Here is a 25725-nt window from a genome sequence, read left to right as displayed (position 1 = left end):
TGTGGTGAGGGGGCAAGCCCCCTCGCCACAATGGAATGCTCTTACTTTTGTTTTGCCATCACGCCGGTAAACAACTCTGACTCCAGAAACCGCTGCAACCACGCCTGCAATCGCACATAAGGCGTCTGCCCGAACCACTCGCGATCCACATGGGCGAATTGCCGCACGAATGGCATCACCGCGATATCTGCCAGGCTGGGGTGCCCGGCCAGCAAGTAGTCGCGCCCCTCCAGCAATTCATCCAGTTTGCGCAAGAACACCTCGCCCTCGGCGCGATAAAACGCCATCGGCTGCTCGGGATAGCGCTCGGCGTACTTGTAGCGATTCAGGTGCACCTTGAACACTTGATCGTTCTCTTCGATCAGTGCGGCGCTGCGTTGCTGTCCTTGCGGATCATCCTTGAGCAACCAGTCCTGCGGATCGTTCTGCGCCAGCGCCCAGCGCATGATTTCCAGGCTCTCATCGATCACCCGCCCATCCACACTCAACACCGGCACTGTGCCTTTGCTCGACAGCGCGAGCATTTCGGCAGGTTTGGCCTTGAGGCTGACCTCGACGATATTCACCTCAACCCCTGAATAGCGCAGGGCCATGCGTGCGCGCATGGCATAAGGGCAACGGCGGAACGAATACAGCGTATTCATTTCACCTCCAGCGTACTCAGGCCGTTGCCTTGGCGGTGGACCTGAATCTGCACCGGAATCCGTTCATGCATTTCCTGCACATGGGAAATCACCGCGACCTTGCGCCCTTGCGCCTGCAAGCCGTCGAGGGCGTCCATGGCCAATTGCAGGGATTCCGGATCGAGGCTGCCGAAGCCTTCGTCGATGAACAGCGATTCGATTTTCAGCGTGCTCGACGCCATCGACGCCAACCCGAGCGCCAGGGCTAGTGACACCAGGAACGTTTCGCCGCCGGACAGCGAATGCACCGAGCGCAGTTCGTCGCCCATCTCGGTGTCCATCACCAATAATCCGAGCATGCTACCGCCACGTTTCAGGCGATAGCGCCGCACCAGTTGCCGCAACTGAACGTTGGCGTGATGCACCAGCAGGTCGAGGTTGTAGGCCTGGGCGATTTTGCGGAAGGTGTCGCCGGTGGCCGAACCGATCAGCGCATTCAAACGTGCCCAGCGCTGGTACTCGGCGTAGGCATTGGCGATCTGCTGCGCCAACGCCTGATTGGCGTTCTGCCGACGCTGATCCTCGGCTTGTTCGGCGCGCAATTCGGCGCAGCGGTGTTCGCTGGCGGCGAACAGGCTTTGCAGCTCGGCAAGCGCCGTGGCCAGTTGTTCGGCGTGCAGATTGCCGTTGTGCTGCGCCTGATGATCGAGCAAGCGCTGGTCCCGCTCCTGCAACAGCACCTTGGCTTGCTCGATGGCTTTCTCGCTTTGCTGCAACTGCTGGCGTAGTTCGCTGACCTGTTGATCATCGACGCTCAATAGATCTTCCAGTCCGCCGTCGTCCAGCTCTGGATGCTGCGCGCGCCAGTCGGCGATCTTGCCGCTCAACTCGCGGTCTTCGGTTTCCAGGGCCTGCGCACGTTCCTGCTGTGCCTTGAGCTCGGCGGCCAGCTGCACCAACCCCGTGCGCACGGTTTGCAGTTCCTGGTTGGCCGTCGCTTCGGCACTACGCGCCTGCTCGACGGCCTGATCCAGTTGCTGCTGCCACTGTTCGGCGCTGGCGTGTTCGCCCAGCAGCTGAGTCAGTTTTTCCTGGCAAGCCTGTTGCTGTCCGGCCAGCGCGGTGAACTGCTGTTGTGCGGTGTCCAGTTGCTGGGTGCGGGTCTGCTGTTGGTACTGTTCTTTGTCCAGCGTCTGCTGGCGTTGTTGCTGTTCACCGAGTTCATCGCGCTGCTGGTCGAGTTGTTCCAGGCGCTGGGCGATCTGCCGGTCGAGCTGCATGAAGGTCGCGGCGGGTTCGTTGCGCAACGCTTCGAGCGTCTCGGCTGGCAGCAGGGTGCTGAACGCCGTCAGTTCTTCGTCCAGGCGTTGGCGATCGCTGCTCAACTCGCGTTGCTGGTTGAGCAGGTGTTGTGTCGCCTGTTGGTTCGCGGCTTCGGCGCTGCGCAGTTGCTGCGCCAGGCGCGCGGCATCCTGTTGCAGGGTGAGCAGGGCGGTTTGCCGGTGTTCGTCTTGCGTGATGCTCTGGTTCAACTGACTGCTTTGTTGGGTCAGCCAGGCATCGCGTTTGCTTGCGTCCTGGGCCAGCAGTTGAGCGGACAGCGGGTGTGCTTCGAGGCTCGGTGTCAGGCCTTGTTGCTGAGTCGCGAGCTGTTCTTGCTGCTGTTTAAGCTCTTTCAGTTGAGCGATTATTCCGCTGTATTGTGCTCGCAGATCGATGACTTTTTCATTGAGTAGATCGACGGCTTTTTTGGCGTTCGCCTGCTCGTTTTCATCGTGACGACCCAAGCTTTGCAGTAGTGCTTCTGGCTGGTGGTAAGGGTGCTCGGCACTGCCACATACAGGGCAGGGCTGATCGTCCTGCAGTTGTTCGCGCAATTGTTCAACGCTTTCGCTGCGCGCAAGTCGCTGACGCTCCAGCAGTTCGCGGGTGACGGTCAGGGTCTGTTCGGCAACTGCCAATTCAGCCTTTGCTTCGCCACCTTCGCGGGTTAAGCGATCTCGTTCTTGCAGCGCTACCTGTTGCCGCTGTTGCAGCTCGGCGCCACGCTTGTCCAGTTCCTGCTGGCTGGCCCACAGTCGCGTCAGCTCTTCAAAAGCCCGCAATTGCTTGCGGTTGTCCTGAAGCAAACTGCCGAGAATCTGAATCTGCTCGGCCACTGCCTCGGGCTCGGCGCCGGCCTCTTTGTACAGCACTTCAAGGCTCTGGCGCTGTGTGGCCAGTTCCTCGGCAGCGCGGGCGGCGCTTTGCTCCAGAGCGGCCAGTTCGGCCTGACCCTTGTTCAGGCGATTGCCGATCAGCATCAGTTGTTGCAGGCGATCGCGGTAGGCGCTCCAGGCATCGCTCAGCGGCGCCAGATGAGCACTTTGTTCAAGCTCACCGGCAATCCGCTGCAACCGTTCGGCGACCTGTTTCTGCTGGCCGAGCAAACCCTGAATCGTGCCCTGACCCTGAGTGCAGGCCTGTTCCGCCTGCTGCTTGAGGTCGGCACTGAGGGTGGCATCCTTGACCAGGCGGGCGAGGGTGCTTTGCTCCTCGAAAGCCTGGCGCAGCAGTGGCGCGCTGGCGGTGTGTTGGCTTTGCGCTTGGGTCAGCGCCGTTTGGGCGGTGCTCAGGCTCTGTTCGAGTTGAGTCTGTCGTTCGGTCAGCCCGGTTTGCTGTTGCGTGTGCTGCTGAATCTGCGCCGCCAGCGGTGTGAGCTGGGCGGTGAGTTCAGTCTTGCGTGCGAATTGATGCCGTTGTGGGGCCAATTGTTCCAGGCGGGTCAGCTTCAAGCGCTCGCCGGCCAGATTGTTCCAATCTTGTTGGGCGCAGTGCAGTTGCTCGGTGGCGCTCTGTTGCGCGTCCTGCAACCGGCTCAGTTCCTTGAGCCAGGTGTGTTGCAACTCCAGCTGTTTGAGCTGTGCCTGCTGGACCTTGAGTTGCTGCTGGGCATCGTTGAAACGCTCATCAAGCTCGGCCCGAGCTTCGGGGGAAAGCGGCGTGACCCCGGTGGCCTGATCCTGCAACAGCTTATGGGCTTCGCGAGCTTCTTTGGTCTTGTCGAAGGCGCGGCGACCGAGGCGGGTGTACAGCGCCGTGTCGGTGAGCTTTTCCAGCAGCTCGCTGCGGTCGTTGTCGTCCGCCTTGAGGAAGGCGCTGAACTCACTCTGGGCCAGCAACACGGCGCGGGTGAACTGTTCGAAGTTCAGGCCCAGCGCGGCTTCGAGCTGAGCTTTGTATTCGCCTTTCTGGCTGGCCAGCAGTTGATCCTGATCGATGTCGCGCAGGCTCTGACGACTGGCTTGCAGCTTGCCGCCGGCCTTTTCCCTGGCGCGGTTGGCCTCCCAGCGAGCGCGATAGCGGCGACCGTCGATGCCGACGAAATCCACTTCGGCATAGCCTTCACCGGTGCCACGACGCAGCAAGGTGCGCGGGTCGCCGGTGCCGATTTCGCCATCGGCGTCGGGGACCTTGGCATCGCGGCCGGTGTTGTTCAGGCGCGGCACGGCGCCAAACAGCGCCAGGCACAGCGCGTCGAGCAGGGTGCTTTTACCGGCGCCAGTGGGCCCGGTAATCGCAAACAAGCCTGCACTGGCCAAGGGCTCGGCGGTGAAGTCGATTTCAAACGGCCCGGCCAGGGAGGCGAGGTTTTTCAGGCGGATCGCGAGGATTTTCATGGCTGCTCGCTCTCCATCTGCACGTCCTGCAACAGCTCGGCGAAGTCCTTGAGCGTTTGCTCGTCGACCTCGCTGCCGTAGCTGTCCTGCCACGCGCGGCTGAACAGTTCCTGGGGCGAAAGCTGATCCAGTTCGATCAAGGTTGTGCCGTCATCGACGCCGTCGCGGCTGCCGTTGCCGGCGTATTCGGCGGCAATCCGCACCAGCCGCACGGCTTTGCCTTGCAACGCTGTTTCCACTTGATGGCGCAGGTCCGGTTGCGGTTCATCGAGACGAACCCGCACTTCCAGCCACGGCTGGCGCTGGATATCGGCGAGCAGGTCGATGTTGGGCAGGTCGGCCAGTTGCAGCAGGACCTCCGCCAATGGCGCGGGGCCGAGGCGTTGCAAATGGACGGAACGCGGAATCAGACGTGGTTCGACGCTGACCAATGTTTCGCCATCGAGTTGAATGTCGAGGATCTGATGCTGGTAATTGATCTCGGAGAATGACAATGGAATCGGCGAGCCGCTGTAGCGGATGCGTTCTTCGCCGTTGACCTTCTGCGGTTTGTGCAAATGCCCCAGGGCTACGTAGCTGATACTCGGTCCGAACAGGCCGGCGGGCAGGGCTTCGGCATTACCGATGATCAGGCTGCGCTCTGAGTCTTCCGACACCGAGCCGCCGGCCATGTGCGCGTGGCTGATGGCGACCAACGCCTGGCCCGGTTTGCGCTTGGCGTTGGCCGCTTCGATCAGCCATTCGTGAACCTGACCGATGCCGCGCAAGTAGTTATCGCCCAAATGCGCGCCGGTCACTTCGGCGGGGCGCAGGAACGGCAGGGCCAGGCACCAGGCAACGATTTCGCCGCTGGCATCAGGCAACGGCAGCAACAGGCGTTCGGCATCCAGTTGACCGTCATCGAGCCACAGCACGCGACCGAGGGCGTGGGTGCGCAAGCGCCGCATCAACGGCGCGGGCAGTTCGATTCGTGAGCCGGAGTCGTGGTTGCCGGCGATCATCACGATGGTCAGCAAAGGCTGCTGTTCGTGGGCGCTGACGATGAAGTCGTAGAGGCGTTCCTGGGCTTTGACCGGCGGGTTGACCGTGTCGAAGATATCGCCGGCGATCAGCAGCACATCGGGCTGATCCAGCTTCAGTTGCCGCAGCAGCCAGTCGAGAAAGCAGGCGTGCTCGAAATCGCGCTCCTGGCCGTGGAGGTTCTGCCCAAGGTGCCAGTCGGAGGTGTGAAACAGACGCAAGGCGTACTCCGCAACAAAATAAGGTGATGGCCGCGAGGAAAATGATGGCGGCTAAAGAGGGGAGAGTTTACTGGCAAAAGGTCGGGAATGTAGAAGGCTGCGATCTTTTGATTTATTTGGGATAGAGCGGTGGCAACCCAGTATCGCCAACCAGGTCTTGAACCCCTTCGGCCGTCGGGATTGCACGAATCGCGCGCCAGAGATCCTCGCCTTGCCAGTACTGGCCGGTTTCGCTGTAGAGCGCGCCATTCAGGCCATCGAGGGCATCGGACAGCGGCACGAAGCGCGCGGCCATGTCGGCCAGGGTTTCCGGCTGTTGCCGGGCCCAGGCGTCGAGGGCCTGCCGGGTGGCGTGGGGGTCGTTGGCCTGGCAGGCGCGTTTGAGGTCGTCGAGCAGGGTGCGTGGGCTCGGGCCGGTCTGCGCCGCCCGCAGGATCGCCGGTTGCGAGCGGGCGCGCCACCAGAGGCCGAAGCCCAGCAGGGTGGTGCAGGCCAGGATCACGGTGCTGAGCTTCCACCACAGGGCTTCGCTGGTGGCGCCGGGCATCACCTGCGGGCCTCCCGCCGGGGTGTCGACGATCAGGCTCGGGTTGCTCGCCACTTGCAGCGTGCGGGCCGGCAGGCTGCTGTGCTCCAGGTGATCCTCGAAGGTGTTCCACCAGACCACTTCAACGCTCGGCAAATCAATGGCGCCGGTGCGGGTCGGCACCAGGGCTTCGCGGTCCTCGCGACTGCCGATCAAGCCGCGTTCGCCGCTCTGGTTGCTCAGCACCGGTTGATCCGGGTAGCGCCGCAGGCCGTTGATTTCGGTGGCGGGCAACGGTGGCAGTTGGGAACTGGCGAGGCCTTCGGCGTTCAAGGTCAGGCTGCGGGTCAGCGAATCGCCGACCTGCGCATGATCCGGTTCCGGGCTCCAGCTTTCGCCGAGGCTCAGGCTGCGGGCCGGCAGCCAGGGAACATCGGCTGGGTAAGTAGCGGGTTTGGCCTTGACCGTCAGCGGGATCTCGGCGGAGCTGACGCGCATCAGCTTGCCCGGTTTCGGCCCTTGGGGTGTTGCGTCCTGGGACGGCTGGGTATCGACCGGCGTGGCACTGAACATCTGCGCCGGAATGGTCAATACGCCGCTGTGCTGCGGGTAGATCGCGTAGCGCATTTCGATCACGCCATGGCGCAAACCGTTGATGGCTTTCTCGTAGGTGCGCGGCTCGCCCAGCTGTTCGATGCGCGCATCGGGAATCTGCAACGGGGTCAGGCTGCTGTCGTCATACAGGGCGACTGAATGGTAAATGCGCAAGGTCAGGATCGCCTGAGCCTGCACATAGACACTGCTCTGGTCGAGGCTGGCTTCGATGAACACCGATGCCAGGGTGTTGCGGATGTTCTGGGTTTCACTCTCGATCACCTGCACGGTAATCGGCTGGCTCTGGGCGTCGCCCAGTTGCAGCGACGGAATCACCACGCTGCCGTTCTGCCGGGGCAGCAGGGTGATGATCCAGCGGGTGGTCGCCTGAGTGTTGCCGTTGAGGGTATTCAGTTGGTTGACCTGGCGGGTGCCGCGTACTTCGAACAGCGGCTCCAGCGGCGCCAGGTCGGGTTTGCCAAACTGGGTCACGTCGTTGGATTCCAGGGTCAGTTCGACCGTCTCCCCGGAGTTCAGGCGACTGCGATCGACACTGGCGACCAGCCCCGCCGCCTGGGCCTGAACGGTGCAGAGCAACAGGGCGGGCAGCAGTGCGAGCAAGAAGGCGGTGAAGCGGGTCATCGAGTTTTTCCCTGATCCTGATGTTGTTGCTGTTCGTACCAGAATTTGCGTCTGAGCAGTTCTCCGGGGTCATCCGGGATCTTGCGCAGCCATTGCTCCAGCGCCTGGCGCTGTTCGCCTTCGAGCCTGTCGCTGGCCGGTCGCCGTGGTGGCCTGGTGCTTTGTTCATCCTCCAGCTCGCTGCCCGGGACTTCATTGGCGCCCGGTTGCGGGGGGGGCGTGGGTGGCTGCCCGGCGTCCGGCGTGGTCTGTTGGGCGTCGGTTTTCGGCTCACCCTTGTTCGACGGCTGAGTGGCGCTGTCCGGTGGCGGTTCTTGTGTGGTGGTTTCGTCAGCGGCGGTTTTATCCGGCTCAACGGGCGGCGCGGTGGTTTTCTGCTTGAGCAGGCTTTCCACCAGTGCCTTGTTGGTCAGGGCCGGGCGCAGATCCGGTTGAAGTTCCAGCGCTTGTTCGTAAGCATCCAGCGCTGCTTCCAGTTCACCACTTTTGGCCAGGGCATTGCCACGATTGTAGTGGGCATGCGCATCGTTGCCTTCGGCAAACCGCTGGGCGGCGCCACTGAAATCGCCAGCCTCATAGAGCGCCACACCTTGCCATTGCGGATCTTCGAAATGCAGTGCGGCCTCGGCCGGGCGTTTTTGTTTGAGCAAATGCAGGCCCTGCTGATCGGGTCGCAACCACAAGTCTTCGAAATCGAAGGCGTAACTGGGTTGTGGCAGCAGGAACAGCAGCGGCAGGCAGAACAGCCAACCGCGGCGTCCGGCGCAGGCGGTCAGCAATAACAGCGGCAACAGCAGCCAATACCCCTGATCGGCCCAGGTGTCGAGACGCAACGTCTGGCCGTCGTTACGCAGATCCCGAGGGCCGTCGAGCAGACCGAGGCCGCGCAGGTCGGCATCGTCCAGGCGCGCCTGGCGATAACGTCCGCCCACGCCATTGGCAAAGGCTTTCAGGCTGGGGCCGTCCAGACGGGGCACCAGAATCGCGCCCTGGTCATCCTTGAGGAAACTGCCGTCGTCCTGCGCGACCGGCGCGCCTTCGGCGGTGCCGATACCGAGCATCAGAAATTGCGTGGACTTGTCGTCCAGCGCCTGACGAATCCCTTGACGCTCCTGTTCCGTCAGCGACGAACCGATCAGCAGGACCCGGCCCTGGCCGAGGGCGCCCTGATCCAGCAGCGCCAGGGCCTTGGTCACCGCCAGATCGGCACGATGACCGGCCTGAGGCATCAGCGACGGCTTGAGCGCATCCAGCAGATTGCGGCTGGTCGACAGGTCATCCGACAGCGGCACCAAGGTGTGAGCGCTGCCGGCGTAGACGACGATGGCGGTCTGCGCATCGCTGCGGTTTTGCAGCAGGTCGAACAGTTTGCGCCGGGCCTGTTCCAGCCGGTTCGGCGCAACGTCGGTGGCGAGCATTTCCGGGGTCAGCTCGAGCAATACCACCAGCGGGTCGGCGGGTTTCTGGCTGGTTTGTTCCACTCGCTGCCAACCTGGCCCGAGCAGAGCCAGCACGGTCAGCACCCAGGCCAGGCCCAGGGCAACCCACGGCAGTTTGCTTTCGCGACCGCTGCCACCACTGAGCAACGCGGCATGGAAGGCCGGTGGCAGAATCATTTGCCAGCGGCCGGCGCGTTTCTGCCGGTGCCAGAGTTGCCAGAGCAACCAGCCCAGCAACGGCAACAACAGCAGCCACCAGGGGCGGAACCAGTGCGGCCAGAGGGCAATCATCGACGCCTCCGCAGACGCAGGCGTTTGAGCCGCTGACGCCAGTCGGGCAGTTGCTTTTGCAGAAACCGCTCTTTTGTAAACAGCTCCTTGGTAAACAGCCGTTGCAACGGGTTATCCGGCCAGCGCTCGCGGATCACCAGCAGCATGCTCAACAGCAGCGCCATCGCCAACGGCCAGTGATACAACGCCTGGGCCGGGCGGGCCTGAGTGGGTTGCTGGGTCACCGGTTCCAGTTTGTCGAGGGTGCGCTTGATCGCCTGCAATTCCTGGCCGTCGTGGGCGCGGAAATACTGGCCACCGGTGGCTTCGGCGATGGCTTTCAAGGCGGGTTCGTCGAGGTCCAGGCTCGGGTTGGTGCCCAGGAAGCCCAGGGTGCCGCTTTGTTCCGGATCGGCACCGATACCGATCGGGTAGATTTTCACGCCTTCATTAGCCGCCAGGCGTGCGGCGGTCAGCGGATCGATTTCGCCGCCGTTGTTGGCGCCGTCGGTGACCAGAATCAGCACGCGGCTTTGTGCCGGGCGCTGGCGCAGGCGTTTGAGGGCCAGGCCGATGGCGTCGCCGATGGCGGTGTTCTTGCCGGCGATGCCGATCCGCGCTTCGTCGAGCCACACCCGCACGGTGTGTCGGTCGAAGGTCAGCGGCGCTTGCAGATAGGCCTGACTGCCGAACAGGATCAACCCGACGCGATCGCCGTCGCGACTTTCGAGAAAATCACCGAGCAAATGCTGCACCAATGACAGTCGGCTGACGTCTTCGTCCTGCCACTGCATGTCGGGAAAATCCATCGAGCCGGACACGTCCACCGCCACCAGCAGGTCGCGGCCACTGGCGGCAATCGGTAGAGGGTCGCCGAGCCATTGCGGGCGCGCCGCGGCGATCAGCAGCAACAGCCACAGCAAAATGAACGGGGCTTGCTGGCGCCAGGCCGGCAGGTTGGCCCGGGCGCGGCGGCGAGCGAGGCCTTCTAGGTCGCTGAGGAAGCTGACCTTGAGCGCCGGCTCGCCACTGTCGGCCACCGGCAGCAGCACCCGCATCAGCCAGGGCAGCGGCAGCAGGGCAAAGATCCACGGCCAGGCGAACTCAAACATGTTTGCGAATCCAGGTGTCGACGGCTTGAGTCAGGCCGGCGATGGCTTTGTCGTCGAGTTTGCATTCGGGTTTGTAGGCGCCTTCCACCAGCACCATCCAGCGCGTGAGGCCGGCGGCCGGGCAGCGGTTGTCGAGGAACGCCAGCCATTTGCGCCCGTTAAGAGTATGGCTCTGGCTGTAGGGGTAATGGTTGCGGCACAGGCGTTTGAGCAAGCCGTTGAGTTGCTGCAGCCAGGCACCGGCCGGGGCGCCGTCGTAGGGCTTGGGCATCCGGGCGAGCTCGGCCAGGGCGGCGAGACGCACCGGGTCCAGCGGTTGTTCGGCGCGCACGACAGGGCGCTTGTTCGGGATGAAACGGCGCAACTGCCACAGGCCGAAACCGATCAATGGCAGCAATAACAGCAGCAGCCACCAGCCCGGCGCCGGTGGCCAGAAGCCGATCGGTGGCGGGGAAATCAGCGGTTGCAGTTGATCGAGGCTGCTCATCGACCTTTCCCCGGACGTTGTGGGTTCAGGTATTCGCGCAATTGCTCGACCATTTCGCTTTGGGTGCTCAACGGCATCAGCAACACCCGCAGCTTTTGCGCCAGCAGCTCCCAGCGGTCGATGCGCGCTTCCGCTTGTGCGCGATAGGCCTGGCGCAAGTCGAAATTCAGCGTGTCGAGTTCCAGCTGCGCACCCCGTTCCGCGAAGCGTAAAAGCCCCGCGGCGGGCAGGGCGTGATCCAGCGGATCGGACACGGGCAGCAGCAGCAGGTCGCAATGGCGCGACAACAGGCTCAGTTGCTGCTCGGCACCGTCCGACAACGCGCGTTCGTCGCAGATCACGATCACCAGGCTGCCGGGGCGCAATACTTCCCGGGCGCGGCGCAAGGCAATGCCGAAGGCGCCGCGGTCCGGCTCGCGTTCGGTGTGCAGCGACTGATTGACCCGCACCAGCCGGTTGAGCAATTGCAGCAGGCTCTGTTTGCTGCGTCGCGGTTTGATCTCGTAGTGCTCGTCGTCGCCGAACACCAGCCCACCGACCCGGTCGTTATGGCCCAACGCGGCCCAGCCAATCAGGCTCGCCGCCTGGGCGGCGAGCACCGACTTGAACATCAGCCCGGAGCCAAAAAACAGCCGGCAGCTCTGTTCGACCATGATGAAGATCGGTCGCTCGCGTTCTTCATGGAACAGCTTGGTGTGCGGTTCCTGGGTCCGGGCGGTGACACGCCAGTCAATGCTGCGCACGTCATCGCCGGCCTGATAGACCCGCACCTGATCGAAGTCCACCCCGCGCCCGCGCAGTTTTGAGTGGTGCAGGCCGATCAGTGGGCTGCGCTGGCTCGGCGTGGAAAACAGCTGGACTTCGCGCACGCGATGGCGCATCTCGATCAGCTCGGCGAGGCTGACACGGATGCCCGGCTCGGGCGGCAGGAGGGCGTTCATGGGGGTCAAGCGACGGCTACGACGTCGAGAATCCGCTGGACCACCCGGTCCTGGTCGATGCCAGCGGCTTCGGCTTCAAAGGAAAGAATGATGCGGTGGCGCAACACATCGAACAGCACCGCCTGAATGTCTTCCGGGCTGACGAAGTCGCGACCGGCGAGCCAGGCGTGGGCACGGGCGCAACGGTCGAGGGCGATGGAGCCGCGCGGGCTGGCACCGTAGGCGATCCATTCGGCCATTTCCGGGTCGAACTTGGCCGGGATGCGTGTGGCCATGACCAGTTGCACCAGGTACTCCTCCACGGCGTCGGCCATGTACAAACCGAGAATTTCCTTGCGCGCGGCGAAGATCGCCTGCTGGCTGACCCGGCGTTCGGGTTTGGTTTCACCGTGCAGCGCTTCGCCGCGGGCCTGTTGCAGAATCCGGCGTTCGACGGCGGCGTCGGGGAAGCCGATTTTCACGTGCATCAGAAAGCGGTCGAGCTGGGCTTCGGGCAACGGGTAGGTGCCTTCCTGCTCGATGGGGTTTTGTGTGGCCATGACCAGAAACAGCGGCGACAGCTCGTAGGTGCTGCGCCCGACACTGACCTGGCGTTCGCCCATGGCTTCGAGCAGGGCCGACTGGACCTTGGCCGGGGCACGGTTGATTTCGTCCGCCAGCACCAGGTTGTGGAAGATCGGGCCTTGCTGGAACACGAAGCTACCGGTTTCCGGGCGATAGATTTCCGTGCCGGTGATGTCGGCCGGCAGCAGGTCGGGGGTGAACTGGATGCGATGGAACTGTGCTTCGATGCCTTCGGCGAGCTCTTTGATGGCCTTGGTCTTGGCCAGCCCCGGAGCGCCCTCGACCAGCATGTGGCCGTCGGCGAGCAAGGCGATGAGCAAACGCTCGATGAGTTTTTCCTGGCCGAGAATCTGCGTTGAAAGAAAGGTTCGCAGCGCGAGCAGCGCTTCACGATGTTCCATCGATGACTGTTCCTGGAAAGGGTGACCGAAGACGTTCGAATAACGCCAGGGCTGGGGGCGTTACTTTAATCCATCGCGGGGGGCGCCGACTAACGGCATTTTGTGCAAAGTGCGGGAATTGTTGGGTAAATCTGTTGGAAATTTGTAGGCGAGGGACAGGGTGGTGATCTGGCTGGCCTCATCGCGAGCAGGCTCGCTCCCACAGGTGACCGGGTTCTCATATGAAAATGCGATCAAATGTGGGAGCGAGCCTGCTCGCGATGAGGCAGGTTCAGGCACCCGAGACTCCAAGGCTTAGAGCTGGCTGATGTAAGTGCCGGTGCCTTTAAGGATGTTCTGCAAGGTTTCTTCCACTTCAGCCAGATCCTGCGCATCGGTGCTGTGCAGGATTTCCAGCGAATCATTGCCATCCAGCGCATCGGCGTCCACGGCGGCGATTTCGATCAGCAGGCGGTCAGGGCTGAGGGTGACTTTCACGCCATCCAGTGCCGAAGGCTTGTCGTGGAAGATGATCTCCAGCTCGTCCTCATCGGGAAAGCGGCTCATCAGGAACAGTTCGCCCTCGGCACTGGTGCAGCAGAGCATGGCCAGATTGTCTTCTTCGTCATCGCACGGGTTGACGATCAAGAGGTCGGTTGTCATTTGCATGGGAAAATCCTGGCTCGGCGAGCGTGGTGAACGCGACAAAAGACAATTCTGCCAGCCCTCGGAAATTTCTGCTCGACTGAGTGTCAGAGGATGTGTTGTGAATATCCGATGCGTTCCAGTCATTCCTGGTACGCAAGTGCCGTAAAACCGGGCATAAAGCCCCCATTTTCCTGCACGACTGCTAGTGTTGTTCGAGGCACATGCCGCGAGTTACGTACCGATGACCGAATATGTCGCAGCGCTGCAAGCACGGCCCTTGCCGCACTCGTTAAGCTGCGCAACGGATGAGCACCCGTAAGGGCATTGTCGATGGCTGCGATGGTAGCTTCGAGAGGGTAGCCCGGCAGTTGTTTTTGCAGATGCCCATTCAATGGAAGGTGAATGTGACCTGAGTGTCTCGTCCAGCTTCACCCACCTGTCATTCTGTTTCCTCTGCCCGAGATTCAGGAACAGGGTGACGGATTGCCCCGAAAGGGGTTTGCACGCGACGCTTCCATCAATAACAAGCCCAAGCGGAGTACCACAGATGGCGTTCTTCACCGCAGCCAGCAAGGCCGACTTCCAGCACCAACTGCAAGCGGCACTGGCGCAGCACATCAGTGAACAGGCACTGCCACAAGTGGCGCTGTTCGCCGAACAATTCTTCGGCATCATTTCCCTCGACGAGCTGACCCAGCGTCGGTTGTCCGACCTCGCCGGCTGCACCCTTTCTGCGTGGCGCCTGCTTGAGCGCTTCGATCACGCGCATCCGCAAGTGCGCGTCTACAACCCTGATTACGAACGCCACGGCTGGCAGTCGACCCACACCGCGGTTGAAGTGCTGCATCACGATCTGCCGTTCCTGGTGGACTCGGTGCGTACCGAACTGAACCGCCGCGGCTACAGCATTCATACCCTGCAAACCACTGTGTTGAGCGTGCGTCGCGGCAGCAAGGGCGAGCTGCTGGAAATCCTGCCCAAGGGCACCCAGGGCGAAGGCATTCTGCAAGAATCGCTGATGTACCTGGAAATCGACCGTTGCGCCAACACGGCCGAACTCAATGTCCTGACCAAAGAGCTGGAGCAGGTTCTCGGTGAAGTCCGCGTCGCGGTCGCCGATTTCGAACCGATGAAAGCCAAGGTCCAGGAGATGATCGAAGGCATCGACAACAGCCAGTTCATCGTCGACGCCGACGAAAAATTCGAAATCAAGAGCTTCCTGGAATGGCTGGTGGGCAACCACTTCACCTTCCTGGGCTACGAAGAGTTCGTGGTGGGCGAGGACCAGAACGGCGGTCACATCGAATATGACCAGAACTCGTTCCTCGGCTTGACCAAGCTGCTGCGTGCCGGCCTGACCGTCGATGACCTGCGCATCGAAGACTACGCCGTCAACTACCTGCGCGAACCGACGCCGCTGTCGTTCGCCAAGGCTGCACACCCAAGCCGTGTACACCGTCCGGCCTACCCGGATTACGTGTCGATCCGCCAGATCGATGCCGATGGCAAGGTCATCAAGGAATGCCGTTTCATGGGCCTGTACACCTCGTCGGTGTATGGCGAAAGCGTGCGGGTCATTCCTTACATCCGTCGCAAGGTCGAGATCATCGAACAGCGTTCGGGCTTCCAGGCCAAGGCTCACTTGGGCAAGGAATTGGCCCAGGTGCTTGAAGTGTTGCCGCGCGACGACTTGTTCCAGACCCCGGTGGACGAGCTGTTCACCACCGTGATGTCGATCGTGCAGATCCAGGAACGCAACAAGATCCGCGTGTTCCTGCGCAAAGACCCGTACGGCCGTTTCTGCTACTGCCTGGCCTACGTGCCGCGTGACATCTACTCCACCGAGGTGCGCCAGAAGATCCAGCAAGTGCTGATGGATCGCCTGAAAGCCTCGGACTGCGAGTTCTGGACCTTCTTCTCCGAATCCGTGCTGGCCCGTGTGCAGCTGATTCTGCGGGTCGACCCGAAGAACCGTCTGGACATCGACCCGGTTCTGCTGGAAAAAGAAGTGGTGCAGGCCTGCCGCAGCTGGCAGGACGACTACGCGAGCCTGGTGGTCGAGAGCTTCGGCGAAGCCCAGGGCACCAACGTGCTGGCCGACTTCCCGAAAGGCTTCCCGGCCGGTTACCGCGAGCGTTTCGCCGCCCACTCGGCTGTGGTCGACATGCAGCACCTGCTGAGCCTGAAAGAATCCAATCCGCTGGTGATGAGCTTCTATCAGCCACTGGGTCAGGTCTCCGGTCAGCGCGAGCTACACTGCAAGCTTTATCACGCCGATACCCCGCTGGCGTTGTCCGACGTGTTGCCGATCCTGGAAAACCTTGGTCTGCGCGTGCTGGGTGAGTTCCCGTATCGCCTGCGCCACAACAGCGGCCGTGAGTTCTGGATTCACGACTTCGCGTTCACCGCCGCCGAAGGCCTGGAACTCGACATCCAGCAACTCAACGACACCTTGCAGGACGCCTTCGTCCACATCGTGCGTGGCGATGCCGAGAACGATGCCTTCAACCGTCTGGTACTGACCGCCGGCCTGCCATGGCGCGATGTGGCGCTGCTGCGTGCTTACGCCCGTTACATGAAGCAGATCCGTCTGGGCTTCGACCTGGGTTATATCGCCAGCACCCTGAACAACCACACTGACATCGCTCGCGAGTTGACCCGGTTGTTCAAGACCCGTTTCTACCTGGCGCGCAAGCTGGCCAGTGACGATCTGGAAGACAAGCAGCAACGTCTGGAACACGCGATTCTGGCGGCACTGGACGATGTCCAGGTGCTGAACGAAGACCGCATCCTGCGTCGTTACCTGGACCTGATCAAAGCGACCCTGCGGACCAACTTCTACCAGACCGACGCCAACGGTCAGAACAAGTCCTACTTCAGCTTCAAGTTCAACCCGCACCAGATTCCAGAGCTGCCGAAGCCGGTTCCGAAGTTCGAAATCTTCGTTTATTCGCCTCGCGTCGAAGGCGTGCATCTGCGTTTCGGCAACGTGGCTCGCGGCGGTCTGCGCTGGTCCGACCGTGAAGAAGACTTCCGCACCGAAGTCCTGGGCCTGGTAAAAGCCCAGCAAGTGAAGAACTCGGTCATCGTGCCAGTGGGTGCGAAGGGTGGCTTCCTGCCGCGTCGCCTGCCACTGGGCGGCAGCCGTGACGAGATCGCGGCCGAGGGCATCGCCTGCTACCGCATCTTCATCTCGGGCCTGCTGGACATCACCGACAACCTGAAAGACGGCGCGCTGGTACCGCCGGCCAACGTCGTGCGTCATGACGACGATGACCCGTACCTGGTGGTGGCGGCGGACAAGGGCACTGCGACCTTCTCCGACATCGCCAACGGCATCGCCATCGACTACGGCTTCTGGCTCGGCGACGCCTTTGCGTCCGGCGGCTCGGCCGGTTACGACCACAAGAAGATGGGTATCACCGCCAAGGGCGCGTGGGTCGGCGTACAACGCCACTTCCGCGAGCGCGGCATCAATGTTCAGAAAGACAGCATCACTGTAGTCGGCGTCGGCGACATGGCCGGTGACGTATTCGGTAACGGCCTGTTGATGTCCGAGACGTTGCAACTGGTGGCCGCGTTCAACCACCTGCACATCTTCATCGACCCGAATCCGGAGCCTGCCAACAGCTTCGCCGAGCGTCAGCGCCTGTTCGACCTGCCGCGTTCGGCCTGGTCGGACTACGACACCAGCATCATGTCCGAAGGCGGCGGGATCTTCTCGCGCAGCGCAAAAAGCATCGCGATTTCCCCGCAGATGAAAGAGCGCTTCGACATTCAGGCTGACAAGCTGACCCCGACCGAACTGCTGAACGCCTTGCTCAAGGCGCCGGTAGACCTGTTGTGGAACGGCGGTATCGGTACTTACGTCAAAGCCAGCAGCGAAAGCCACGCCGATGTCGGCGACAAGGCCAACGATGCACTGCGCGTGAACGGCAACGAACTGCGCTGCAAAGTCGTGGGCGAGGGCGGTAACCTCGGTATGACCCAATTGGGTCGTGTCGAATTCGGCCTCAATGGTGGCGGTTCCAACACCGACTTCATCGACAACGCCGGTGGCGTGGACTGCTCCGACCACGAAGTGAACATCAAGATCCTGCTGAACGAAGTGGTTCAGGCCGGCGACATGACCGACAAGCAACGTAACCAGTTGCTGGCGAGCATGACCGACGAAGTCGGTGGTCTGGTTTTGGGCAACAACTACAAGCAGACTCAGGCACTGTCCCTGGCAGCCCGTCGCGCCTTGCCGCGAATTGCCGAATACAAGCGTCTGATGAACGATCTGGAAGGTCGCGGCAAGCTGGATCGCGCCATCGAGTTCCTGCCGGCCGAAGATCAACTGGCTGAACGCGTCGCGGCGGGCCATGGCCTGACCCGTGCCGAGCTGTCGGTGCTGATCTCCTACAGCAAGATCGACCTCAAGGAAGCGCTGCTCAACTCCCTGGTGCCGGACGACGACTACCTGACCCGCGACATGGAAACCGCTTTCCCGCCGACCCTGGTGAGCAAGTTCTCCGACGCCATGCGCCGTCACCGTCTGAAGCGTGAAATCGTCAGCACTCAGATCGCCAACGATCTGGTCAACCACATGGGCATCACCTTCGTTCAACGACTCAAAGAGTCGACCGGCATGAGCCCGGCGAACGTGGCAGGTGCTTATGTGATCGTGCGTGACATTTTCCATCTCCCACACTGGTTCCGTCAGATCGAGGCCCTGGACTACCAGGTCTCCGCTGACGTGCAACTGGAGCTGATGGACGAGCTGATGCGTCTGGGCCGGCGTGCTACACGCTGGTTCCTGCGCAGCCGTCGCAATGAGCAGAACGCTGCCCGTGACGTCGCACACTTCGGTCCGCACCTGGCGGCGTTGGGCCTCAAGCTCGACGAACTGCTGGAAGGCCCTACCCGCGAAGGCTGGCAGACCCGTTATCAGGCTTACGTCGCGGCTGGCGTACCTGAGTTGCTGGCGCGCATGGTTGCAGGCACCACTCACCTGTACACCTTGCTGCCGATCATCGAAGCTTCGGATGTGACCGGCCAGAACGCAGCGGACGTGGCCAAGGCCTACTTCGCCGTGGGCAGCGCGCTGGACATCACCTGGTACCTGCAACAGATCAGCGCCCTGCCGGTTGAAAACAACTGGCAGGCCCTGGCCCGTGAAGCGTTCCGCGATGACGTCGACTGGCAACAACGTGCGATCACCATCTCTGTCCTGCAACAGGGCGACGGCACCCAGGACGTGGAAACACGCCTGGCGCTGTGGATGGAAGAGCACGAAGGCATGATCGAACGCTGGCGCGCCATGCTGGTGGAAATCCGTGCCGCCAGCGGCACTGACTATGCCATGTATGCGGTGGCCAACCGTGAGTTGCTGGACCTGGCGTTGAGCGGTCAGGCGGTGGTGCCTGCCAATGCCAATGCCAACGCGACTGCCAGCGCCGAGCTGGAGCCGGTTGCCTGATCAGGCGTTGAATGAAAAAGCCCCGTCTCGAAAGAGATGGGGCTTTTTTTTGTCTGAAGGCTTTGTGGTAATCGACTTCGATCATCAAGGCTTTTTTGCCGGGGGCGTTTTTCAGCATCTGGTCCTGCAGGATGGTGACTTTTTCTGTCGGGGCTGCGGTTTCGTGGGCGAAAGCCGAGGCTGAAACGCACAGCGTCAGGGCGGCGAGAGGGGCAGCAAAAAAACGAAGCGCATTCATGGTTGATTACCTGAGGTGGTGAGTCGTCAGGGACCACAGTAGGGCGCGCTATCGGGCAATCAAACAGCCAGTTTTCGGGAAGGTGAGGGGGCCAATCACAGAGCGCCGCAGGGCTAAAGGGCGATGAACTGTGGCGAGGGAGCTTGCTCCCGCTGGGTTGCGCAGCGGCCCCCAAAACCGCTGGACGCGCAGGACCAGGCAGACTGCGTTCGCCGGATTTACGTCTGCTGCGCAGACGAGCGGGAGCAAGCTCCCTCGCCACAGGTGTTTGTCAGACGATTGGAAAACTGTCGAAGTCGACGGCGTTGGCCAGTCGGTTGTCGATCAGGCCGATAAAGCCTTGCGCTTCAGGGCAGTTGAAATGCGCCTGCATGGCCGCTTCCGATTGCCAGCGAGCGCTGACCGTCCAGCAGGTGTCGTCCTCGGGGCAGCGGTCGACCATGTAGGAGTCACAGCCCGGAAGTTCGCGCAGGGTATCGACAATCTTTTGCAGTTGCTGACCCAGTTCGTCCGAGCGGCCGGCGGCAGCCTGCACCTTTACGGTGTTGATCACTTCGTTGGGCATTGTTCACACTCCTGAATCAGGCCGGACGAATCCTGCTCATTGAGGGATAACGCCCATCAAGGATAGGCCTGCCCCCCCAGGCCGCCAATAGCCAATCGCTGGATAAAGCCGCAGACCAATCTGTCAGCCGACCTGCTGCAGAATGTCCCGCAAACGGTCCAGGGCGATGTCGATGTCCAGGGTTTCGATCGCCCCGAACCCCAGGAAAAGCCCGGCCCGTGGCGCTTGTTGGTAATAGAAACCGTCCAGGGCATAGAGCCCCACTTCGACTTTTTTTGCCAATTCGATCACCAATGGAATATCCACCGGCACTTTGCACAGCACCGCCATGTGGAACCCGGCCGTGGTCGGCACCGCCTCGAACCACGGCGAAAGGTCGCCCGCCATGCGCGCCAGAATCCGCTCCCGGCGCCCGGCGTAGATCGTATGGCAGCGCCGGATGTGCTTGAGCAGGCAGCCCTCGGCGATGAACTTGGCCAGCGCCCATTGGGGCAGGGTGGAGGTGTGCATGTCGGTGAGCTGTTTGGCGCGGATCACCGCTTCGAGAATCGCCGGCGGTAAAATCGCATACCCGAGCCGCAACTCTGGCAACAGGGTTTTCGAGAAGGTGCCGACGTAGGCAACGATGCCGCGCTGATCCAGGCTTTGCAGCGAGTTGGTGGGCCGGCCTTCGTAGCGGAATTCGCTGTCATAGTCGTCCTCGATGAGGATCGCCCCCAGTTCGTGGGCGCGCGCGAGCAGGGCTTCGCGCCGGGCCTGGCTCATGGGCATGCCCAAGGGGAACTGGTGGGACGGGGTGACGTAAATCAGCCGGGTGCCATCGGGAATGTGCTCGACCTGAATGCCTTGCGCATCCACCGGTACGCCGACCACCGTCGCGCCATGGGTTGCGAATAACAGACGAGCGGGCGGGTAACCGGGGTCTTCCATGGCCACGAGGCTGCCCGGTTGGGTCAACACCCGGGAAATCAGGTCCAGCGCCTGCTGCGCGCCGTTGCACACCACCACGTCCTCGTCCTGACAATTGACCCCACGGGAAAACGCGATGTGCCGCGCGATCGCATTGCGAAGCGCCGGCAAGCCTTCGGGCAGGCTGTAGAAGCCCTTGGAACCGGCAATCTGGCGCAAGGCATGGGAAGTGCAGCGGCGCCAATCGTCCTGCGGAAACTGGCCTTTCCCGGTGGCGCCACCGATGAAATCGTAACGCAGCGAGCCTTCCAGCGTCGGGTGGCGCAAGAATGTTGGCAGGTTGCGCCAGCTTTCAATGACCTCAAAGCTGGCCAGCTCCGAATGACTCTGCTTGCGGACGATTTTCGCCGCCCGGGCATTGACGTAAGTGCCTTTGCCGATCACCCCGGTGAGGAAGTTTTCGTAGGTCAGTTGTGCATACGTGTCGGAAATGGTCTTGCGCGAAATTCCCAGTTGTTCAGCCAGCAAACGGCTGGGCGGCAGCTGCGTCCCGGCTGCCAGACGGCCGGACTCGATGGCGCTGCGCAGTTGCCGGTACAACTGGCCTGCCAGGTCCTTGCGGCCGTTGATGACAACATGAAGTTCCATACCGGCGGGGCTCCTGGGCGTTGAGGCGACTGTGCGTCGCGCCAGATTACCCGCATGCACGGCCGTGCAGAAGTTGCGTGGGCGAAAAACCTCCGATTGGCCTTTTACCGGGCGGTCCACGGCTTTTTCGTCGAATTGGACCTGTGACGATCGTGGGGCAGCCTCTACCTTGGAGTCACCTATCCTATCCGCGAGGTCGCCCCATGAACTCCCGCCTGGACTACTACAACGCATCGCCCAAAGCGATGAAAGCCATGATCGCCATGGAGGCCTTGACCCGCGACCTGAGCATCGAGCCGGCCTTGTTGAACCTGATCAAAATCCGTGCCTCGCAGCTTAATGGCTGCGCCTTCTGCACCGACATGCACTCGGTGGACGCGCGCCGTTTCGGCGAGACCGATCGCCGGCTGTATGCGGTCGTGGTCTGGCGCGACAGCGGCTTCTTCAGCCCTCGGGAGCGGGCGGCCCTGGCCTGGACCGAAGCGGTGACCCTGCTTGCGGAAAGCCATGTGCCCGATGACGTTTACGCACTGGCCCGGGCGCAGTTCAGCGAAGGCGAACTGGTTGACCTGACTATGGCCGTCAGCACCATCAACAGCTGGAATCGTCTGGCAGTGAGTTTTCGACAAGCGCCCGGCGGTTGATTCAAGTCCGCTCCCACAGGTTCCGCGCCTTGGACGGCTGATCCGTTTTTTCCGGCTGTCACATCAGGTTCATGAACGGTCAGCAGGATGAACGCTCAAGGACAGATCGACAGACAGGGAGTCATCAATGTCATTCATGGAATCCACCGGGCGTCAGGGCGTGGCCGAGTACCGTTGGCCCGTAGAACAGAACCCATCCTTGCACTCACGGATAGCCGGAATCGATCCGCTGCTGGTGCAGTCTTTCAGGGTCAGCGCCCGTTGCGGCTGTTTCATGCAAGCGGCCCGCAGCCTCAACATCAAGTCGACCCAGTTGCGTAAACATTTGGCGCAACTGGAAGCACAACTGCAGTGTTCGCTGTTCAGCCATTCGGGCAATGGCTTTGCCCTCAGCCGCGACGGTTTGCAGCTTCAGGCGCAGTTGATTGCCCTGGCCCATGAACGCGATTTGCCGGTGATCGAACAGCCATTGATTCGCTTGGCCGTCGCCGAGTCAATCTTGCATGACATCCTCGGGCGCGACCTGGTCTCGCTGCTGCGGCGCAATGCCAGCGTGCGCCTGGACATCATCTCCCTGGACAGCGAACTGTCCCTGCAAGCCATCAGCGCCGATGTGGTGGTGTGGCTGGCGGGCACCGATTCGCCGTTGCCAGGCCCCAGTTTCGCCGTCAGCGAACCCCGGCGACTCGCGCGGCTGGACTATCTGCCGCACATCGCCAAGCGTTATTCGCGGGTCGCGGCCCGGCCGGACAGCCTGGGTGACTTGGCCGATTTCATGTTGGTGCAATGGCAGCAGCACCGCCAGGTCGCCGCCTTCGGGCCGTGGAACAGTCTGCTGGAGCAGCGCCTGGCGGGGGTGGTGCAGTTGCATTCCTATGAGCTGATGCTGGAGATGATCCGTTGCAGCGCCTGCATCGGTTTGCTACCGCACTACATGAGCCAGTTCGACCGGGGGTTGTTGGCGTTGCCCGGGCTCTTCCACCAACCGATGCAGCGCCAGGTGTGGATGGCGGTCAATGCCGACTCCCGGAATGAGGCCGAAGTGCAGGGGATCGTCGAGCTGATCCACAACACCTTCAGCGAGCGGCGGGAGTGGTTTGAGTAGCCTGCCATCAAGATCAAAAGATCGCAGCACTGCGGATCCAGAATTGACACAGATCCATGTGGGAGCGGGCTTGCTCGCGAAAGCGGTTATTCAGTCGACATGGATGTTGAATGACACACCGCATTCGCGAGCAAGCCCGCTCCCACATTTTGATCTCGCCACTCATGGGGATCGCGGTTTAGAGTGATCGGCCACACACCGATCAAGGACGAACACCGCCATGCCCGACCACGACCCCGCCATTCACCTCGAACGTTTCAACGAATCCCACATCGAGGGCATCACCGCGCTCTACAACGATCCGGCCGTGGCCCGGCAGGTGCTGCAAATGCCGTTTCAGTCCACCGAGGTCTGGCGCCAACGCCTGATGGCGGACAACGAACGCGCGGTGAAACTGGTGGCGCTGCACCAGGGCTCGGTCATCGGCAACATTGGCCTTGAGCAGTTTTCGCGAATCCGTCGCAGCCACGCCGGCAGCTTCGGCATGGGGGTCGCCGTGGCGTGGCAGGGCAAGGGCGTCGGTTCGAAACTGCTGGCAGCAGCGCTGGACATCGCCGATAACTGGATGAACCTGCAACGGGTCGAGCTGTCGGTGTACGCCGACAATGAAGCCGCCATCGGGCTGTACCAGAAATTCGGCTTCGAGACCGAAGGCCTGTTTCGCGATTACGCCGTGCGTGACGGTCGGCTGGTCGATACCCTGAGCATGGCGCGCCTGCGTCGCACGCCCTCGGCTCAATGCCAGTAATTTGAGCGACGAAAATCCTGTGGGAGCGTGGCTTGACTTGGCCGGCATCAGGCCAAAGCCGATTGAGTCAGTCGCCCAACGCGAACGCCACCGCCGCCTGTGCGTGCAGCTCGGTGGTGTCGAGCAAGGGCAGGGCGCTGTGTTCGGGTTTGATCAGCAGGCCGATTTCGGTGCAGCCGAGGATGATTGCCTGGGCGCCGCGTTCGGTCAGGGATTCGATTACCCGTTGATAGACCCGGCGTGAGGCCTCGCTGATCAGCCCGACGCACAACTCATCGTAGATGATCCGGTGCACGGCCTGACGCTCCTCGGCCTCCGGCACCAGCACCGTCAGGCCTTTGGCCGTCAGACGCTCCTTGAGAAAGTCCTGCTCCATGGTGAATGCAGTGCCCAGAAACCCCACCCGCAGCGCACCGGCGTCCAGTGCCGCCTGACCGGCCGGGTCGGCAATGTGCAGGAGCGGAATATCGATCGCCGTCTGAATCTGCCCGGCCACCTTGTGCATGGTGTTGGTACACAGCACCACGCACTCGGCACCGCCAGTCTCCAGCCGTCGCGCGGCATCCACCAGAATCGCCGCCGCATCGTCCCAGCGCCCGGCGTGCTGGGCCTGTTCGACAGGGCCGAAGTCGACGCTGTACATTAGCAATTTCGCCGAACGCAATGGCCCCAGGCGATCGCGTACTTGCTGGTTGATGAGGCGGTAATATTCGGCGCTGGACTCCCAGCTCATGCCGCCGATAAGGCCGATGGTGCGCATGTCGTGCTCCTGTGAATGGCAAACCCTTGCAAGAGAGTGTCCAGTGGATCCTTGTACCGATCTATCAGAAAATTTCACATGCCCGGTGTGCTGAGCCAGTACCTGCCGGGCGGCAAAGTCTGCTTGCAACTCTTGCCCCGTGCGGCGTACAGCGCCCGTGATCCGGCACAGTCGCAAACCCTCGGGGTGACGCTGGAGCGTCAGCAAGGCGTGCACGCGATCGATTCTGACCGACGGACGGATTTCGATACCTGGCCAGGTGTATTGGCGTACACGCCGGTCGGCGTGGAAGTGTTTTCCGAATCGGCCACCGGTGGTGAGTATCTGCTGATGCGGCTGAACGAGCCGTTTGCCTGCGAACAGTTACCCGCCGTGGCCCATCGCGTGCAGTCTTGCGGCAATCGACGTGCGCTGGCCCTGGCGCGAGAGGTACGGCGTCAGTTGCTCGCCACGCAACCCGACGTGCTGGCCCTTGAGCAATGTGCCGTGGCTCTGGTGGGTGTAGCGAATGCGAAAGCCGATACAACGCAGCGTGCCACGCCGAAGGCCTTCGCCCGAGTCATGGAGCAGATCGCCGAGCAGTTCCAGCAACCTCTGACACTGGAACAATTGGCTGCCACCTACGGGCACAACGAACTGCGTTTTCTGCGCGATTTCACCCGGGCTATCGGCCTGACGCCCCACGCTTACCTCATTGAAGTGCGACTTCAGGCGGCACGAAGGATGATCGAACGCACTGATCTACCCTTGGCCGCTATCGCGCTGGATGTCGGCTTCGCCCATCAGTCCCACATGGGCAGTGCCTTTCGCAAACACTTGGCCATGACCCCCCGCCAATACCGTTTACGCTTTTAGTCGTACGCCTGTGGCGCGCATCTGCCATGCTCAAAGTCCGCAGCACCGCTTCAACCAAAGGAACACCGCAATGGATGACGTACAGCAACTGGGCGAGATGCTTCGCCACTACGCAGAAAGCGAAGCGCACAAGAAGCAACTGTTTGAGTCGCAATCGGCCGTGTGGGCGACGCGCATTGGTGAGTTGTTCGATCAGATCCAGCAGTGGCTGGCACCGGTCCTGGCGCCGAACCTGCTGGAGGTGAGCCGCGAGGCGTATGTCGCGTCCGGGTCGAGCGTGCCGGTCGAGACGTCGACGTTCAAGACCGAAAAACTGAGCATCGTCATCGCCGGCAAACCGGTGGAGTTCGTGCCGGACGTGATGGGCGCGGGGGGGCAGATTTCCCTGGCCGTGATGGGCTTGACCGCCGCGCGTTATGGCAGCATTTCGCTGGTGTGCCTGCCACCGTCCAGCAGTTGGCAGTGGCGCAAGACCAATGGTTTGAAAGACCCGGATACCTTTGCCTTCGATGCGAACTTCCTGGCGCAGCAACTGCAGAGTCTGATTCCACGCGAGCGGAGTTAATGCCCATGTGATCGACACTCAACCCTGCGGGAGCGGGCTTGCCCGCGATTGCGGAGTGTCAGTCGATACAAATGTTGAATGTTAAACCGCCATCGCGGGCA

General features: G+C 62.0%; 19 protein-coding genes and 1 pseudogene. 6 read left to right on the top strand and 14 right to left on the bottom strand.

The features are described from left to right. Positions 1-41: 41 nt before the first annotated feature. From LOY38_RS15895 to LOY38_RS15850, 10 genes are all read right to left on the bottom strand, one after another. The gene (locus LOY38_RS15895; protein ID WP_258696047.1) at positions 42-644 is read right to left on the bottom strand and encodes a glutathione S-transferase; all 603 of its coding nucleotides are present in this window, start codon (positions 642-644) and stop codon (positions 42-44) included. Then, on the bottom strand, positions 641-4282 hold the full coding sequence (locus LOY38_RS15890; RefSeq protein WP_258696046.1) for an SbcC/MukB-like Walker B domain-containing protein: 3642 nt from the start codon (positions 4280-4282) through the stop codon (positions 641-643). Before LOY38_RS15890 ends, LOY38_RS15895 begins: the two co-directional genes overlap by 4 nt. Next, complete coding sequence (locus LOY38_RS15885) at positions 4279-5523, bottom strand: exonuclease SbcCD subunit D C-terminal domain-containing protein (RefSeq protein ID WP_258696045.1); 1245 nt, start codon at positions 5521-5523, stop codon at positions 4279-4281. Before LOY38_RS15885 ends, LOY38_RS15890 begins: the two co-directional genes overlap by 4 nt. A gap of 112 nt (positions 5524-5635) precedes the next feature. After that, positions 5636-7285 carry a BatD family protein gene (locus LOY38_RS15880; protein WP_258696044.1) on the bottom strand — a complete coding sequence of 550 codons (1650 nt, stop codon included), beginning with the start codon at positions 7283-7285 and terminating at the stop codon, positions 5636-5638. Further along, positions 7282-9015 (bottom strand): VWA domain-containing protein, encoded by a 1734-nt coding sequence (locus LOY38_RS15875; protein ID WP_258696043.1) that lies wholly within the window; start codon positions 9013-9015, stop codon positions 7282-7284. The genes LOY38_RS15880 and LOY38_RS15875 overlap by 4 nt, the downstream gene beginning before the upstream one ends. Beyond that, complete coding sequence (locus LOY38_RS15870) at positions 9012-10106, bottom strand: VWA domain-containing protein (RefSeq protein WP_258696042.1); 1095 nt, start codon at positions 10104-10106, stop codon at positions 9012-9014. The genes LOY38_RS15875 and LOY38_RS15870 overlap by 4 nt, the downstream gene beginning before the upstream one ends. Next, positions 10099-10593, bottom strand: coding sequence for a DUF4381 domain-containing protein (locus LOY38_RS15865; protein WP_038984065.1), 495 nt, complete (start codon positions 10591-10593; stop codon positions 10099-10101). The genes LOY38_RS15870 and LOY38_RS15865 overlap by 8 nt, the downstream gene beginning before the upstream one ends. Next, complete coding sequence (locus tag LOY38_RS15860; RefSeq protein WP_258696041.1) at positions 10590-11534, bottom strand: DUF58 domain-containing protein; 945 nt, start codon at positions 11532-11534, stop codon at positions 10590-10592. The genes LOY38_RS15865 and LOY38_RS15860 overlap by 4 nt, the downstream gene beginning before the upstream one ends. A gap of 5 nt (positions 11535-11539) precedes the next feature. Next, the gene (locus LOY38_RS15855) at positions 11540-12499 is read right to left on the bottom strand and encodes a MoxR family ATPase (protein ID WP_258696040.1); all 960 of its coding nucleotides are present in this window, start codon (positions 12497-12499) and stop codon (positions 11540-11542) included. A 294-nt stretch (positions 12500-12793) separates the two neighbouring features. Continuing rightward, positions 12794-13147 carry a hypothetical protein gene (locus tag LOY38_RS15850; protein WP_258696039.1) on the bottom strand — a complete coding sequence of 118 codons (354 nt, stop codon included), beginning with the start codon at positions 13145-13147 and terminating at the stop codon, positions 12794-12796. A 526-nt stretch (positions 13148-13673) separates the two neighbouring features. On the opposite strand from LOY38_RS15850, the gene LOY38_RS15845 reads away from it, so the two are divergent. Then, the gene (locus LOY38_RS15845) at positions 13674-18587 is read left to right on the top strand and encodes an NAD-glutamate dehydrogenase (protein WP_258696038.1); all 4914 of its coding nucleotides are present in this window, start codon (positions 13674-13676) and stop codon (positions 18585-18587) included. A gap of 67 nt (positions 18588-18654) precedes the next feature. Here LOY38_RS15845 and LOY38_RS15840 read toward each other — a convergent pair. The 3 genes and pseudogenes from LOY38_RS15840 to LOY38_RS15830 all read right to left on the bottom strand — a co-directional run. Next, positions 18655-18825 (bottom strand): annotated as a pseudogene (locus LOY38_RS15840) (cupin domain-containing protein); the annotation flags it as partial. A gap of 271 nt (positions 18826-19096) precedes the next feature. Then, positions 19097-19390: an antibiotic biosynthesis monooxygenase family protein gene (locus LOY38_RS15835; protein WP_258696037.1), complete on the bottom strand. Its 294-nt coding sequence runs from the start codon at positions 19388-19390 to the stop codon at positions 19097-19099. Between the two features lie 123 nt (positions 19391-19513). Beyond that, positions 19514-20947 (bottom strand): PLP-dependent aminotransferase family protein, encoded by a 1434-nt coding sequence (locus LOY38_RS15830; protein WP_258696036.1) that lies wholly within the window; start codon positions 20945-20947, stop codon positions 19514-19516. Positions 20948-21150: 203 nt separating this feature from the next. Between LOY38_RS15830 and LOY38_RS15825 the strand changes: the two genes are divergently transcribed. The 3 genes from LOY38_RS15825 (at position 21151) to LOY38_RS15815 (ending at position 23444) form a co-directional block, all read left to right on the top strand. Next, on the top strand, positions 21151-21591 hold the full coding sequence (locus LOY38_RS15825; protein WP_258696035.1) for a carboxymuconolactone decarboxylase family protein: 441 nt from the start codon (positions 21151-21153) through the stop codon (positions 21589-21591). A 127-nt stretch (positions 21592-21718) separates the two neighbouring features. Beyond that, positions 21719-22696 (top strand): LysR family transcriptional regulator, encoded by a 978-nt coding sequence (locus LOY38_RS15820; protein WP_258696034.1) that lies wholly within the window; start codon positions 21719-21721, stop codon positions 22694-22696. Positions 22697-22916: 220 nt separating this feature from the next. Next, on the top strand, positions 22917-23444 hold the full coding sequence (locus LOY38_RS15815) for a GNAT family N-acetyltransferase (RefSeq protein ID WP_258696033.1): 528 nt from the start codon (positions 22917-22919) through the stop codon (positions 23442-23444). Between the two features lie 67 nt (positions 23445-23511). On the opposite strand, the gene LOY38_RS15810 is transcribed toward LOY38_RS15815, so the two are convergent. Next, positions 23512-24204, bottom strand: coding sequence for an aspartate/glutamate racemase family protein (locus LOY38_RS15810; protein WP_258696032.1), 693 nt, complete (start codon positions 24202-24204; stop codon positions 23512-23514). 78 nt (positions 24205-24282) lie between these two features. Here LOY38_RS15810 and LOY38_RS15805 point away from each other — a divergent pair, with 78 nt between their 5' ends. Next, the gene (locus LOY38_RS15805) at positions 24283-25059 is read left to right on the top strand and encodes a helix-turn-helix domain-containing protein (RefSeq protein WP_258696031.1); all 777 of its coding nucleotides are present in this window, start codon (positions 24283-24285) and stop codon (positions 25057-25059) included. Positions 25060-25129: 70 nt separating this feature from the next. Further along, positions 25130-25624, top strand: coding sequence for a hypothetical protein (locus LOY38_RS15800; protein WP_258696030.1), 495 nt, complete (start codon positions 25130-25132; stop codon positions 25622-25624). The last annotated feature ends 101 nt before the right edge of the window (positions 25625-25725 follow it).

Source organism: Pseudomonas sp. B21-015 (genome assembly GCF_024749285.1).
In the GTDB taxonomy this organism is placed as follows: domain Bacteria; phylum Pseudomonadota; class Gammaproteobacteria; order Pseudomonadales; family Pseudomonadaceae; genus Aquipseudomonas.
This window is presented reverse-complemented; position numbering and strand designations above follow the sequence as displayed.

Bases quoted from the DNA above. Each gene is read 5' to 3' on its own strand.
- LOY38_RS15895 (WP_258696047.1), bottom strand. From the start codon at position 644: ATGAATACGCTGTATTCGTTCCGCCGTTGCCCTTATGCCATGCGCGCA.
- LOY38_RS15890 (WP_258696046.1), bottom strand. From the start codon at position 4,282: ATGAAAATCCTCGCGATCCGCCTGAAAAACCTCGCCTCCCTGGCCGGG.
- LOY38_RS15880 (WP_258696044.1), bottom strand. From the start codon at position 7,285: ATGACCCGCTTCACCGCCTTCTTGCTCGCACTGCTGCCCGCCCTGTTG.
- LOY38_RS15875 (WP_258696043.1), bottom strand. From the start codon at position 9,015: ATGATTGCCCTCTGGCCGCACTGGTTCCGCCCCTGGTGGCTGCTGTTG.
- LOY38_RS15870 (WP_258696042.1), bottom strand. From the start codon at position 10,106: ATGTTTGAGTTCGCCTGGCCGTGGATCTTTGCCCTGCTGCCGCTGCCC.
- LOY38_RS15865 (WP_038984065.1), bottom strand. From the start codon at position 10,593: ATGAGCAGCCTCGATCAACTGCAACCGCTGATTTCCCCGCCACCGATC.
- LOY38_RS15860 (WP_258696041.1), bottom strand. From the start codon at position 11,534: ATGAACGCCCTCCTGCCGCCCGAGCCGGGCATCCGTGTCAGCCTCGCC.
- LOY38_RS15855 (WP_258696040.1), bottom strand. From the start codon at position 12,499: ATGGAACATCGTGAAGCGCTGCTCGCGCTGCGAACCTTTCTTTCAACG.
- LOY38_RS15850 (WP_258696039.1), bottom strand. From the start codon at position 13,147: ATGCAAATGACAACCGACCTCTTGATCGTCAACCCGTGCGATGACGAA.
- LOY38_RS15845 (WP_258696038.1), top strand. From the start codon at position 13,674: ATGGCGTTCTTCACCGCAGCCAGCAAGGCCGACTTCCAGCACCAACTG.
- LOY38_RS15835 (WP_258696037.1), bottom strand. From the start codon at position 19,390: ATGCCCAACGAAGTGATCAACACCGTAAAGGTGCAGGCTGCCGCCGGC.
- LOY38_RS15830 (WP_258696036.1), bottom strand. From the start codon at position 20,947: ATGGAACTTCATGTTGTCATCAACGGCCGCAAGGACCTGGCAGGCCAG.
- LOY38_RS15825 (WP_258696035.1), top strand. From the start codon at position 21,151: ATGAACTCCCGCCTGGACTACTACAACGCATCGCCCAAAGCGATGAAA.
- LOY38_RS15820 (WP_258696034.1), top strand. From the start codon at position 21,719: ATGTCATTCATGGAATCCACCGGGCGTCAGGGCGTGGCCGAGTACCGT.
- LOY38_RS15815 (WP_258696033.1), top strand. From the start codon at position 22,917: ATGCCCGACCACGACCCCGCCATTCACCTCGAACGTTTCAACGAATCC.
- LOY38_RS15810 (WP_258696032.1), bottom strand. From the start codon at position 24,204: ATGCGCACCATCGGCCTTATCGGCGGCATGAGCTGGGAGTCCAGCGCC.
- LOY38_RS15805 (WP_258696031.1), top strand. From the start codon at position 24,283: ATGCCCGGTGTGCTGAGCCAGTACCTGCCGGGCGGCAAAGTCTGCTTG.
- LOY38_RS15800 (WP_258696030.1), top strand. From the start codon at position 25,130: ATGGATGACGTACAGCAACTGGGCGAGATGCTTCGCCACTACGCAGAA.